This is a genomic window from Paenibacillus sp., assembly GCF_035645235.1.
In the GTDB taxonomy this organism is placed as follows: domain Bacteria; phylum Bacillota; class Bacilli; order Paenibacillales; family YIM-B00363; genus Paenibacillus_AE.
This window is the reverse complement of the sequence record NZ_DASQMZ010000214.1, coordinates 1-13,575: the sequence shown is the minus strand read 5'-3', so window position 1 is coordinate 13,575 and position 13,575 is coordinate 1. Positions and strand designations below refer to the sequence as shown.

The 13,575-nt window shown below is 56.8% G+C and carries 10 protein-coding genes and 1 pseudogene; 10 read left to right on the top strand and 1 reads right to left on the bottom strand.

Annotated elements, in window-relative coordinates:
- Positions 1–8 precede the first annotated feature (8 nt).
- From VEZ38_RS20285 to VEZ38_RS20260, 6 genes are all read left to right on the top strand, one after another.
- A complete protein-coding gene (locus VEZ38_RS20285; RefSeq protein ID WP_324896796.1) occupies positions 9–497 on the top strand; it encodes a hypothetical protein in 489 nt (162 codons plus the stop codon).
- A 294-nt stretch (positions 498–791) separates the two neighbouring features.
- Positions 792–2,420, top strand: coding sequence for a response regulator (locus tag VEZ38_RS20280; protein ID WP_324896794.1), 1,629 nt, complete (start codon positions 792–794; stop codon positions 2,418–2,420).
- Positions 2,413–4,194, top strand: coding sequence for a sensor histidine kinase (locus VEZ38_RS20275; protein ID WP_324896792.1), 1,782 nt, complete (start codon positions 2,413–2,415; stop codon positions 4,192–4,194). The genes VEZ38_RS20280 and VEZ38_RS20275 overlap by 8 nt, the downstream gene beginning before the upstream one ends.
- A 273-nt stretch (positions 4,195–4,467) precedes the next feature.
- A complete protein-coding gene (locus VEZ38_RS20270; protein WP_324896790.1) occupies positions 4,468–5,328 on the top strand; it encodes an ABC transporter permease in 861 nt (286 codons plus the stop codon).
- Between the two features lie 20 nt (positions 5,329–5,348).
- Positions 5,349–6,227, top strand: coding sequence for a carbohydrate ABC transporter permease (locus VEZ38_RS20265; protein ID WP_324896788.1), 879 nt, complete (start codon positions 5,349–5,351; stop codon positions 6,225–6,227).
- A 69-nt stretch (positions 6,228–6,296) separates the two neighbouring features.
- A complete protein-coding gene (locus VEZ38_RS20260; RefSeq protein WP_324896786.1) occupies positions 6,297–8,003 on the top strand; it encodes a hypothetical protein in 1,707 nt (568 codons plus the stop codon).
- A gap of 71 nt (positions 8,004–8,074) precedes the next feature.
- On the opposite strand, the gene VEZ38_RS20255 is transcribed toward VEZ38_RS20260, so the two are convergent.
- Positions 8,075–9,286, bottom strand: a complete 1,212-nt coding sequence (locus tag VEZ38_RS20255) for a NosD domain-containing protein (protein ID WP_324896785.1) — start codon at positions 9,284–9,286, stop codon at positions 8,075–8,077.
- Between the two features lie 207 nt (positions 9,287–9,493).
- Here VEZ38_RS20255 and nagA point away from each other — a divergent pair, with 207 nt between their 5' ends.
- From nagA to VEZ38_RS20235, 4 genes and pseudogenes are all read left to right on the top strand, one after another.
- A complete protein-coding gene (nagA, locus tag VEZ38_RS20250) occupies positions 9,494–10,672 on the top strand; it encodes an N-acetylglucosamine-6-phosphate deacetylase (RefSeq protein WP_324896783.1) in 1,179 nt (392 codons plus the stop codon).
- The gene (locus VEZ38_RS20245; protein ID WP_324896781.1) at positions 10,673–11,938 is read left to right on the top strand and encodes an FAD-dependent oxidoreductase; all 1,266 of its coding nucleotides are present in this window, start codon (positions 10,673–10,675) and stop codon (positions 11,936–11,938) included.
- A complete protein-coding gene (locus VEZ38_RS20240) occupies positions 11,938–12,666 on the top strand; it encodes a metallophosphoesterase family protein (RefSeq protein WP_324896779.1) in 729 nt (242 codons plus the stop codon). Before VEZ38_RS20245 ends, VEZ38_RS20240 begins: the two co-directional genes overlap by 1 nt.
- A 32-nt stretch (positions 12,667–12,698) precedes the next feature.
- A pseudogene (locus tag VEZ38_RS20235) lies at positions 12,699–13,575 on the top strand (oligoendopeptidase F); the annotation flags it as partial.

Sequence of the window (13,575 nt, the reverse complement as noted above, 5' to 3'; positions counted from 1 at the left end):
AAGAACATATGACGGAACGCATATCTTATCCGTTGATGGAAATTGCAAGAATCGGAGCGCTGTTTCTTCCCGGCGATCTGCTGGAGAACGTCATGCCGGAGGAAAGACGCGAGTATCCTCTGCTTGCAGGCGGCGCGAGCGGCGAGTTCGCCGTCGGGGACGAGGTCGATTTCGTGGAGGAGAACTTCAATACGCTGAAACGAATGCTGCTGCTGACGGAGCGGATCGACCCCGAACGGAATCCGTATACGGCATTATGGATCCGCCGTCCGGAACAACCTTCGCGCGGCGAGGTGATGGTCGCCGGACGCTCGCTTCCTGCGGAAGGCTATGCGATTCAGCCGCTATGGCCGGAAATTTTGCAGGCGTTCGAAGGCGCTCCGACCCGCTGGCAGCGGGCCAACGGGGAAACGATCTATTATCCGATCCGGAATTCGGATGAGGACATCGTTGGCGTGCTCGAAGTGACGGCTAACCTTTCCCCATGCTTTATTTGACGGTATAAGGTGTCTGCGCAGGCGCCGCAGTCGGAATCCGCCGGGATGGAACCGGTCCGAATCCGACTGCGGCGCTTTTTTGCCGTTCGGAAGGTGACGCGAGCGGGGGCGGCGAATTGTACTCTACAGTGCAGAAAGATAAGATTGCCCTTGATTGTTTAATAATGCCCCTAGCCGCGAAGGGCCTGCGGCGCGCGATAATGAGATATAAACATAGGCTTTAGGTTAGACGGTACAGGGTATTCGATCTATTAGCTGTGGCGGAGAAGCAATCGAGACAGGAAGGATGGCGGTATGATGCGGGTACTGGTCGTGGACGACGAGAAGGAAATTCGCAAAGGTCTGGTCACGCAACTCCCCTGGTCGGAATGGGGCGTTCAAGACATCATGGACGCCGACGACGGCGACACGGCGCTCGAATTGGCCAAGCGCTGCCGGCCGGACTTGGTCGTTACGGACATTCGGATGCCGCGCATGAGCGGACTGCAGTTCATCGAGGGGCTTCGACGCGAGCAATTCGACGGAAGCGTGATCGTGATCAGCGGGTACGACGACTTTCATTACGCCAAGGAAGCGTTCAAGCTCGGCGTATCCGATTATTTGCTGAAGCCGGTCAGCAAGGACGAGTTGGCCAAGGCGGTCGCGGTCTCCGTGCAGCGCATGCGCGACCGGCTAGCCTACGAGCAGGGCCGCAATCTCCTTCAGCAGGGATTCGAATTCGCGCTTCCCAAAATCCGGGAAGAGGCGCTTCGCGAACTGATCGAACGGCCGTACCGGGACGCGCAGACGCTCCGGATCGAACATAAGCTGAAACAGTTGAAATTGGGTTGGCTGTTCCGTTCGCAGCTGCGCCCCGTCGTTTTCGGCGTCGATAGTTTGAAAGCGTTCGCAGGCTCCGAGTTTTCGGGGGATCCGGAAGCGCTGTTGAGCGCGGTAGGGGAAGCCATCGAGCAATCGCTGGAGGAGCATGCCGCCGATCGGTACGTTCTCTTCCTTTCGAAGGCGGACGACTGGGTCGCCGTCTTCGGCTCCGACGAGGGCGCCGGCTTCGCGAAGCTCGAGGAGCTGACGAGGGCGATCTGCGCGGACGTGGGCGAACGGCTGCACATTCGCTTGACCCGCGGCTGCGCCGAAGGACCGGGCACCGTTCGCCAGCTGCACGAGTTGTATCGCAGCGCGTTGGAGGCGTTGGCGCAGCGGAAGGTGCGCGGCGCGCCGGAGGAGGAGTGGGACGCGTACGACGCGAACGAGCGGATGTTCGAAGCGCTGTTCGATCCGAAAGCGCTCGTCGAGCTCATGAAATACGGGTCCCAACAGGACGTGCGAGATGCGGCGGCATGCTTTCCTCGGCTAGTGAAATCTTGGAACGTGCAGCACCCGAAGGATCTTCAACAGCGAGCTTTCGAGTGGCTGCTCGACGTGTTCCGCACCGCGCAGCGTACGGCCGGTTGGAAGGAAACCTCATGGGAGAAAAATCCGATCGTGCTCTGGGAGCACCTGGAACGGTTCGACACGTTGGAATCGCTCCAGGAGCAAGTGACCGACCAGCTGCTGAAAGCCTCGGATAGCATTAAGGTGCAATCCGATTCGAGGAGCCAGATCGTACACGAGGCGATGCGTATCATTCAGCAGCGCTACCACGAGAATTTGACGCTGCAATCCGTCTCGGAGCAAGTGCATGTCACGCCCGTTTGGCTCAGCAAGCTGTTCAAGAAGGAAACGGAGATGAACTTCTTGGAATGTATCACCGACGTCCGCATGCAGAAAGCGGCGGAGCTGCTGTCGGACCTAAATCATAAGGTATATCAGATCAGTTACCTCGTGGGGTATCAGGACCCGGTGCATTTCTCCAAGCTGTTTAAGCGGAAATACGGCTGCACGCCGCAGGAGTACCGCAACAGCAGGGGGAATCAACATGAGTAAACCGCCTCTGTTCGATCTGGGGCGATTTTCGATACGATATCAAGTTATCCTTCTGTTTTTTTTAGTCATCGTGCTGCCTTTCTTATTCATCGGGTATTTCGCGTATTCCAAATCCGTACAAGCGATTCAGGACGTCAGCTCTGTTATCTCCATGGAGATGATGGACAAGAACGCGAGAAACTTGGACAACTACCTCGATCTCGTAGATCGCGCGCAGAACGACATCATGTATTCGGAAGAGATGCAAAATTTACTGAGCATCGTTCCAGCGGACAGCTTGGCGGAGCTGGAGATCGCCGCCAAGCTCATTCAATATTCTACGGATTTAAGCAGCAACGCGCATGCGTATTCCGTTCGCATCTTTCCGATCGAGCCTTCCCGGTACCCGACGTTCACGCATTCGATTTACCAAAACGTCGACGTGGAAAAAGAGGAATGGTTTCGAAACGCGGAGGATATGAAATCGCCGTTCTGGCAACTGTTCACGCCGGAGGACAACCCGTACTTGTACAAAGAAGCGATCATATCTTTAATTAAACAAGTCTACGGCCTTGGCACGTCGCAGCCGCTCGGCTTCGTCGCCGCCGACATTAAGATCAGCACCTTAAGCGACTATTTGGCGCCGGTCATCATGATGGACCGGCAGCAGGTCATGCTGATCGACGATCGGCAGACGATCGTATACCATCAAGACCCGACGCGAATCGGCACCCCGATCGGGGATACTCCGCTCGGCGAGCATCTGCGCAAGAAGCCGGGGAGCGACGTCAAGGTCACGATGGACGGCGTCGAATATATGGTCACGTCCGCGACGCTGGACCATAACGAGTGGAAGCTTGTCAGCCTGCTGCCGGTGTCCGTGCTGACCCGGCCGGTGTCCGGCATCGAACAAGTCAGCTTTTTGTTTTTGTTCTTCTACTTCGCGCTCTCCGTATTGACGATCGCGTACTTGACTTCCCGATTTACGAATCCGATTCAGAAGCTCGTACAAGCGATGCGCATGGTGGAGCGCGGCGGCAGGCTGCCGAGGCTGCCCCAAGTCGATCGCAGGGACGAAATCGGCTGGCTGTATCACGGCTTCGACAACCTCGTCCAGCGGATCGATCAATTGGTGCAGGACGCGGAAAAAGAGGCGAAGGATAAGAAAGAACTGGAATTTCAAGTGTTAACGCATCAAATTAATCCTCATTTTTTATATAACACGCTAGAAGCGATTCGGTGGAAGGCCGAAAGCCGGAAAGCCGACGACATCAGCGAGATGGTGCGTTCCCTCGGCAACTTGCTGCGGTTAAGCTTGAACGACGGCCGAGAAATGTCGACGGTCGAACGAGAAATCGAGCATGTGAAGGCGTACGTCGGCATCCAGACGGCGCGGCAGGACACGACGATCCGAGTCGTCTATCTTGTCGACGAAGAGGTCATGCGGCTGCCCTGTCTCCGATTATTGTTCCAGCCGCTCGTGGAGAACGCCATCAAGCACGGCACCCGTCACGCGGGCGAAGGAGGGACGGTCAAGATCGTCGTCACGGGGCGGCGCGAGGGATCGCTGCTCCATTTCGAAATCATCGACAACGGACCGGGCATTCCGGAGGAGTTGCGCGCTACATTGCTGTCCGCCGACGCGAAAACCCCAAATCTGCGGAAGGGGGTAGGCCTGCGCAACGTCCATGAACGGCTCAAGATTTATTTCGGCGAACGGTACGGTTTGCGTATCGCGAGCGGCGAGAAGGGGGGGACCGTCATCGACTTGACGCACCCGGTCCTCGACGAGTAAGCGAACGATTCTTTCATCGCGGAAGCGCTCGAACGAAGGTTCGGGCGCTTTTTATATTTTTATGTTTAAGAATCCCACAGTAAAAAACAACTTTGCGTCGTATAAAGCGACCGGGCTTGAACGATATAATGGCAACAAATAGGACGGAGGAGAATCGGATTGAAAACAAATGCGCTTGCGGACATCGAAATGACAAAGTCCATCGCCCCCGGACCCGGAGTCCGTAAATCTTCCGTTTGGAAGCGGATACAGAGACAACAGGTGTTGTTATGGATGTCGGTTCCGATCATGCTGCACCTCGCCGTGTTCCAATTCGTACCGCTCTGGGGCTGGCTCATGGCGTTCAAGGATTACAAGATCGGCAGGAGCGTCTGGAGCGCGGAATGGGTCGGATTAGAGCACTTTAAAACATTGCTCACACATGATCAATTCCTCCAAGCGCTTCGGAACAACTTCGTTATGAATAGCATGCAACTGGTCGTCGGCACGTTTTGCGCGGTCGCGCTGGCCGTCGTGTTAAGCGAGCTGCGGGGCAAATGGTTCGTCCGCATCGTACAGACGATGACCTATTTGCCGCACTTCGTCTCCATGGTCGTCGTCGCGAACATATTCGTGATGCTGCTGTCGCCGGACGGCGGCATCCTCAACGACTTGCTGCTGGCGATGGGGCTCATCGACGAGCCGATCTTCTTCTTCGGGCAAGCGACGTGGTTTTGGTATCTGCACACGATCATCCTGACTTGGAAGGGATTCGGGTGGGGCGCGATCATCTACTTGGCCGCGATTACCGGCATCGACCCAAGTCTTTACGACGCGGCGCACGTGGACGGGGCAAGCCGCTGGCAACGCGTGAAGTACATCGTCATTCCATGCATTATCCCGACGCTCGTGCTGCTAACGATTCTCAACATCGGAAGCTTGCTCACCGGCGGCTTCGAATCGCAGTTCCTGCTCGGCAACGTCATCACCGCGGAGTATTCCGAGGTCATCTCGATCGTGGCGCTTCGTCTCGGTCTGAACCAAGGCGACTTCTCGTTCGGAACCGCCGTCGGCATCTTTAATTCCATGGTCAGCCTCACGATGGTGCTCATCGTGAACGCTATCGCCCGTAAATATCAAACCAACCTCTTCTAAACGATTGGAGCGAATGCACCATGCCTGTTCACCAGACTAGGGGAGAACGAGTCGTCGACATCTTCTTCTACGCGCTGCTGACCGTCGCCGCTTTCTCGACCGTATACCCGTTCATTTACTTGCTGGTCATCTCGCTGAACGAAACGCAGGATGCGCTGCGGGGCGGATTATATTTCTGGCCTCGGAAACTCACCTTGGAAAACTATCTGTACGTGTTCGAAAATCAGAGGCTTGCGCGGGCATCCTTAAACTCCGTCATGCGCACCGTCATTCAAACCGTATTATCGGTGTTTGCCTGCGGCATGCTCGCGTACGTCCTCAGCCGAAAGACGTTCATCTTTCGGAAGGCGTTCAGTTTAACGCTTGTCATCACCATGTACGTAAGCGGCGGCTTGATCCCGACATACTTGCTCATCAAGAACTTGCATTTGCTGAATACGTTCGCCGTGTACATCGTCCCGGGCCTCGTCAGCGCATTTTACATCTTTATCATGCGTACGTTTTTCGAGCAGCTGCCCGACGGACTCGTCGAATCGGCCTACATTGACGGAGCGAACGACTTTCGAATATTTACCCGCATCATTATGCCGATCAGTCTTCCGGTCGTCGCGACCGTTGCGTTATACGTCGCGGTGGGCGAATGGAACGCTTGGTTCGATAACTACTTGTACAACAGCCGCAACGAAAATCTAGCGGTGTTGCAATATGAATTGCAGAAAATGATTCAAGTCGTCGAGAACACGTCGGAAACCGAAGGGGAAGGCTCGACGCGGATCATCTCGCCGCTCACTGTTAAGTCGACCTTGACGATACTCGTCACCGTTCCGATCCTGCTCGTCTATCCGTTCCTTCAGAAATACTTCGTGAAGGGGCTGACGCTCGGCGCCATGAAAGATTAGTTTCTCGGCGGTTTCCCGAACAGGAAGCTGCTTTGAAATAAATAAAAAATTACACGGAGGTCGAAACGCATGAAGAAACGAAGCAGGTTCAACGTACTAACCGCACTAACGCTGGCCAGCGTCCTGTTGGTCACCGCGTGCTCTAACGGAGACGCCGGCGAAGAGCCGGCGGCCCAAGCGCCTGAGCAAGCGGAGCAGCCCGCGCCGACGACCCAGGAGCCTGCACCGCCGGCTGAAGAACCCGCGAGGGAACCTTTCACCTTCACGATGAACACAGATAATCCGAACATCAATTGGGACAACGAAGTCGCCGCGGAAATTACGAAGCGGACCGGCGCGACGATCAAGTGGGACATCATCACGGGCGACTTCCGCGAGAAGATGAACGTCTGGCTCGCGGCCGGCGATTACCCGGAAGTCATCAATATTCACGATAATACGCTGCAATCGTATATCGAAGCCGGCGCGGTGCTAGATCTGACCGACCTCATCAAAGAGCATGCGCCGAACATTCAGAAAGCCTTCAATAACGATTTCTCGATCCTCCAGCATACGGACGGCAAAATTTACGGTTTGCTGCAGCCGCCGACCCAAGAAGTCAGAAGACTTGGCGACAGAGGCTGGATCGCGATCCAAGCGGCTGCTTTGAAAGAAGCAGGGTATCCGGAAATTAAGACGCTCGAGGACGTCAAGAAGGTCGTCGTCGATTACATCGCGAAATATCCGGAAATCGGCGGCGGCAAGACGATCGGCTTCTCGAATTACGGCGCGGCCAACCAACTGTACAATATTTTCGACACCGCGGCGCGCAGCTACGCCGGCCTCCCGACGACGGCGCAATATTTCGTCGACGATCAGAACAACGCTCGCCTGCGCTTCTTCGAGCCGGGCTACACGGATCTGTTCAAGTTCTTTAATGAAATTAACAAAGAAGGTCTGTTCGATCCGGAATCGCTCGTTCAGACGCAAGAGCAATTCACGACGAAGTGCTCGCAAGGCCGCGTTATCGTCATCTTCGGCGGCGGCGGCGATTGCACCGGCACGCTGGAAGCGAACGGCATGGAAGACCGATCCTACGTGTATTTCGATCTCGTGGCGCCAGGAAAGACGAAGCTCCAGAACGAATTTTCCAAAAACCCGAGCCGCGGCGGCGACATGTGGCTGTCGTTCACGAAGAACGCTAAGGACCCGGTGCGCTTAATTCAGTTCTACGACGATATGTTTAAGCTGGAAAATCAAATTTTGGTCGGCTGGGGCATCGAAGGCAAATACTATACGGTTGAAGACGGCAAACGCACCGTCACGGATTGGTTCATCGACTTCACGAAACAAAACCCGAACACGTACTGGGAAGATCTCGGGATCGGTTACGCGCGTCCGTTGTCCACGAACTACGCATCCGGCTTCACGCTGTCCGACGGCGACTTCGCGATGTACTCCAGCTCGGAAAGCTGGATTTCAAAGCGCACGAACCCGACCGTGAACGAGGCGTACGCGAAGTACGGCGCAAAGACGGCCGCCGACATGTTGGTGAAGGGTCAACAGAAGGCGTATAACTTTACGACCGCGAAGTGGACGGACGAAATCAAGACGTTCAACACGGAAGCGATCGCGGAGTGGGGCAAGACGCTTCCGAAATTCATTCTCGAGAAGGATTCGTCGAAGCTGGACAGCATCTGGGCGGAGTTCGAATCGACGCTGAAGGACAAAGGCCTCGACAAACAAAACGCGGAAGTGACGAGAATTTATCAAGAGCACTTGGCCACGCTGAAATAATCGAACGCAACGAAGAAGCTGTTCCGAGGCCGTATGCGGCCGGGAACAGCTTCTTTATTACGGCGCCGATATTAGGTAACCTTTTCGCCTTCCGGGAGCCAATGATGGTGCGTCTGCAGCGCGCAGCCGACGAATTCGTTATTTTCCAGATGAATATCGCGCGTATGCCCCTCCATGCAGATGCCGATCGTTCGATCCGGCGGCGCCTTGGAGAACGCGATGCGGTTGCCGACGAGCTCGACGTGATGCGTGTGGCCGCGCATGCGAATCCCGACATAACCCATCGGCTCCGATCCGTTATCCTCGATCGTATTTCCCTCGACGCGATTGTAATTGGCCGCCATCGGATCCCCTTCGTTCCGGAAGAACATGCCGTAGTACCGGTTGCCTGCGAATCGGTTGTAGCGAATCGTATTGCGAACGTCCTTATGCCCGATCGAGAAACCGCTCGCTCCGTTCCCTACGGCCTCGTTATGCTCGACCACGCTGTCTTGGACTCTCCAACAGAGGAAGATGCCGTCCATCCCGTTTTCGTTAAATGCGCTATGAACGATTTGCGTGCCGACGGTGCCGCTGCCGGGGTGAATGCCTTTGCCGCCGTTTCTGACGCATTCGCAAGACGCGACCCGAACCGACGAGCAGTGCTGATAGCTGATCCCGTCCCCGTTGTAATTTCGGACGGCGCAACCTTCGATCGACACGTCATGGGCATCGAACAAGAAAATGCCCGCGCAGCGGCAACCGTTGGCCAGCGTCGGATTGCTTCGATTCCCCTCGACGATCAGGTTGCGAATCTCAATGCCCCTGCAGTTGTATCCGCTGAGCATCGGGGTCTGCGTCGTCACGATGCCGCCGTGCGCCAGCAGGACCGTGGCGTGCAGCTCGCGGTCGAGGTACAGCACAGAACCATTCTTCCCCGTGACGACGGCTACCGTATCTCCGAAACCCATGCTGTCGGCGGCTTTCCGAATCGTGACGGTCTGACCGACAGGGAAGAGGTCGGGATGTTCGACGCTGACCTGATTCTCGTGAAGGTCGGCGTCTGCCGTAATGGCGGACATTCGTTCCTCGCACTGCTGCAGCACCGTTCTCCCCGGACTGCCTTCCAGCTTTACGCCGGACCGCAGGTGAATCGTGCTTTCCAACCGGAAGACGCCTTCCGTCAGTCGGACCGTCCCGCCGCCCAGATAAGACACATAATCGATGGCTGCTTGGATGGCCCGATTCGTCCCCCCGGTCAGATCGCCGGACGATTCGCCTACGGTAATCACAACCTTTTCCATATAATCCCCTCTCCTCTTCCGAGCATCGTCGACTCCAGTGTATCATTCCGGGTTTACGCGCAGCGACGGGGTTACCCCGAACAGATAATAGCCGCATAGTATAAGACAAGATTGGCCCGTATGCCGGATTGGTAAATCGCACTACCATAAGGATTAACCAATGCTACATAGTCGGACGATGCAAATTGGGAGGAGGGAAAAGCGGACATGACTCGTGTTCAGGGGCGGGATCGACGGCTGCTGCTGGCGAATGGACGAATCTATACAGGCGAAAGCGTGATCGATAACGGATGCCTGCTGGTTGGGAGCGATGGCCGAATCGAGGCGGTGGGCGGAGCGGAACTGACGGCAGTCGACGCTCCGGTTCGAGATTTGCAAGGCAGCCTGGTGCTGCCAGGTTTCATTGACATCCATGTCCACGGCGGCGGCGGATTTCAAATGATGGACGGAACCTACGAGGGACTTGCCGGTATGAGCCGGTTTCATGCCGCGCACGGCACGACCTCGTTTCTGGCGACTACGGACTCGGCATCGGAGCAAGCAAACGTGAAAGCGCTTCGCAGCGCCGCCGAAGCAGCCGATACAGGGCTGGACGGCGCCGAGCTGCTCGGCGTTCACCTGGAGGGGCCTTTCCTTCATCCCGTCCGCGGCGGGGCCCAGGATCAGCGGCACATCCGGCCGGCGTCGAGGGAGGAGCTTCAACGCTATATCGAGGCGTCCGGCAGCCGCATTCGGCTGGTCACGCTCGCCCCCGAAATCGAAGGGGGATTCGAAGCGGTCGACATGCTGACCGATTTAAGCATCACCGTGTCGATCGGCCATTCGGACGCGACGTATGCGCAAGTGCTGGAAGCGATTCGAAGGGGAGCCGCTCACACCACCCACCATTTCAACGGCATGAGCCCCTTGCATCATAGGGAGCCGGGCGTAGCCGGAGCCGGGCTGATCTGCGGGGAGCTGACGACGGAGATCATCCCGGACGGTATTCATGTCCACCCGGCAGTCGTCAAGCTGCTATTCGATATCAAAGGGGCTCGCGGCGTATGTATCATTACGGATGCCGTGCGGCAGGCAGGCCTTCCCGACGGCGACTACGGCGGCACGATCATGAAAGACCGCCAAATTTGGCTGAAGGACGGGTCGAGTTTGGCGGGCAGCTCGCTGACGATGATGCAGGGCTTCAAAAACGTCCTTGCCTTCACCGGCTACCCGATCGAAAAGATTCTGCCGTCCTTTACGGAAGTGCCGGCACGGCAAATCGGCGAAGCCGACAGGAAAGGAAGCCTAACGGCAGGCAAAGACGCAGATTTCCTGATTGTGGACCAAGAAATCAATCTTCGGTCGACCTTCGTAGGCGGAAGAGAAGTATACTGGAGGGATTCGTAAATGGATATTCGCTCCGTCCCATTCGCCCGCAGCTGCGAGGTATATGACGAAGCCGACGTCATCGTCGTCGGCGGCGGGCCGGCCGGAACGGCCGCGGCGATCGGCGCCGCCCGCTGCGGTCAAAGCGTTCTGCTGCTCGAGCACTCGGGACAATTGGGCGGCATGGGAACGCTCGCGAACGTCAGCGTATTCATGGGCATCGGCAATGTGACCGGCTTTTACCGCGAGCTCATCTCCGAGGTGCTGCCGAGCTGTCTGCCGGATTCGCATCAAGCGTCCATCTATCCGCAATACTCCCCGTTCGTCCTCCGCCATTACCTGAACGGCAAGCTGGAGCGGGAAGGCGTCAAGGTTTACTACCACGCGAGCTTCGTTGCCGCCGTCAAGGAAGGGGAGACGGTCGCGGGTGTTATCGCCAATACGAGAGAAGGCCTGAAGGCCTTCCTCGGCCGGCGAATCATCGATTGCACCGGCGACGCCCGCGTGGCGCAAGACGCCGGCGTTCCCGTCCGATCGGGACGCGAGGGCGACGGACGTACGCAGCCGATGACCTTAATGTTCATGATGCAAAATACCGGAAATCCGGTGACCCCTTACCTGCCGGAGGATTGCTATTATTACGAGAGCGTCGACGATCTGCCTCAGGGACGCCATCTGTTCTGGGAGCATAACGACGAAGGAACGCTCCTGGTTAATATGACGCGCGTCAGAGGCAACGGCGCCAAGATCGAGGATATCAATTACGCGGAAAAGGAAGCTTTGCGCCAGGTTTTTTCCGTCGTTCATTATCTTCAGCGGAACGGGTTCGAAAACTACGCGCTGTCGCATGTCCCCGGTCAGACCGGGGTCCGGGAAACCTATCAGATCGAAGGCCTCTACACGCTCACCGAGGATGACCTGCTGCGCGGGCGGCGATTCGACGATGTCGTCGCGCAAACGAATTACGAAATCGACATTCATAGTCCGGACGGAAGCAAAACGACAGACGAGCGGCATATCGAAGGTTACGACATTCCGTACCGCTGCATGATTCCGGTCCGGACGAAAGGGCTGCTCGTGGCGGGAAGGTCGATTTCCGCTACGCATGTCGCCATGTCCTCCATGCGGATCCAAGCGACCTGCTACGCGCTCGGCCAGGCGGCAGGCATTGCCGCAGCGTGCTCGATCCAGGACAACGTCGACTTTGAGCAGGTGTCCGTAACGGCGCTTCATCGGCGGCTAGCCGAGCAAGGCGTCCAGTTTTTCAAACAGGCGGGGTCCGTGTGATGAAACTGTTGATTCTATCAGACATCCACAGCAACCTGTATTCGCTCGAGGCGATCGTACACAAGGAACGCGACAGCGACGTAATGTATTGCGCCGGCGACCTGGTCGACGTCGGCTTCCACCCGCAAGAGGTTATCGATTGCATACAAGCCAACAACATGATCGCTGTCAGAGGCAATCACGATGAGATCGTCATCCGCGCGTTTCGCAGCGGCAAGCATCTTGAGGATCTGCCGCCGCATGAGCTGACGTGGCCGATCGTCAATGCGAGACAGCTTAACGAGGCGTCTATCGCGTTCTTGGAGCGCTTGCCTGCACATCTCGAATTCGAGGCAGACGGAATCGCATACAGCATGCAGCATTTATTTCACGGTTATGACACCATCGACAGCCGCCATGCGTTTATGGACTTTTGGAACCGGCAAACCGGCGGGAGGCCTGTGTGCGGCAAAGAAAAAAGACTGATTTTCGGCCATACCCACAAACAATGCGTCGCCTATTTTCACAGTGGCTGCTTATGGATGAATCCGGGCAGCGTCGGCTATAACCGGCCCGAAGACCCTTCCATTGCGGCCCATTATATTACGATTACGGACGGTCGAATCGAGCTTCATTGGTTGGAGCACGCAAGAAGCCTCTCGCGTCAGGACATGAGCCGGCGATTTGCGGAAGTCTATCAGAAGACGACTTTTGGCAAGGAGGGCGGCAGTCCGTTACAATCGGAGTAGAAAGGGATTCGAATGGGGGGACGAACGTGCGAATGACGAGGGAGTCGGCTCCGGAGGAGCTGACGTGGAACCTGAAGGACTTGTATGCGGATCAAGCGGCTTGGGAAGCGGCACGGGTCGAAATCGAGGACATGCTGCCCGCGTTGGAAGCCTTCCGCGGGAGGTTAGCGGAAGGGGCGCATACGGTCGCGGAATGCCTGCAAGTCCAGGAAACGCTTCACGTCAAGCTGGTGAGGGTTTCCACGTACGCGAGGCTTCAGCTGGCGCAGGACGGGACCGACTCGGAATTTCAGGCGAATGCCGTGCGAGTGGGAGATTTGATTTCCCGCGTCAATTCCGGGTTGGCGTTTATTCGCTCGGAGCTGTTGGAGATGCCGGAGGGCTTGTTGGAACGTTTCCTAGAGGAGGCGCCGGAGCTCGGCGTGTATCGCAAAAGCTTGCTGAATCTGCTTCGAACGAAGCCGTACGCGTTATCCCCGGATACCGAGGCGGCGTTGGCAGCGCTCGGCGAAGTTCTCGACTCGCCGTATACGGTCTACCAAAGGAGCAAGCTGTCGGATATGACGTTCGCCCCGGTGACGGACGGCGCCGGCGCGGAAAAGCCCGTATCGTTCGCCTTATTCGAGGAGAACTATGAGCAGTCGCCGGACCTGGCGCTTCGAAGGGCGGCATATGATTCATTTACACAGACGCTCACGACGTACCGCCATACGATTGCGGCGGCGTACGCGACGGAAGTGAAGAAACAGACGGTTTTGTCCCGGCTGCGGGGGTATCCTTCGGTCACACGTATGCTTCTGGAACCGCAGGAGGTCGAGCAGCAGATTTACGAGAACGTCGTTCATACGATTCGAATCGAGCTCGCTCCGGCGATGCGGCGGTTCGCCAAGCTGAAGGAGCGCGTCCTCG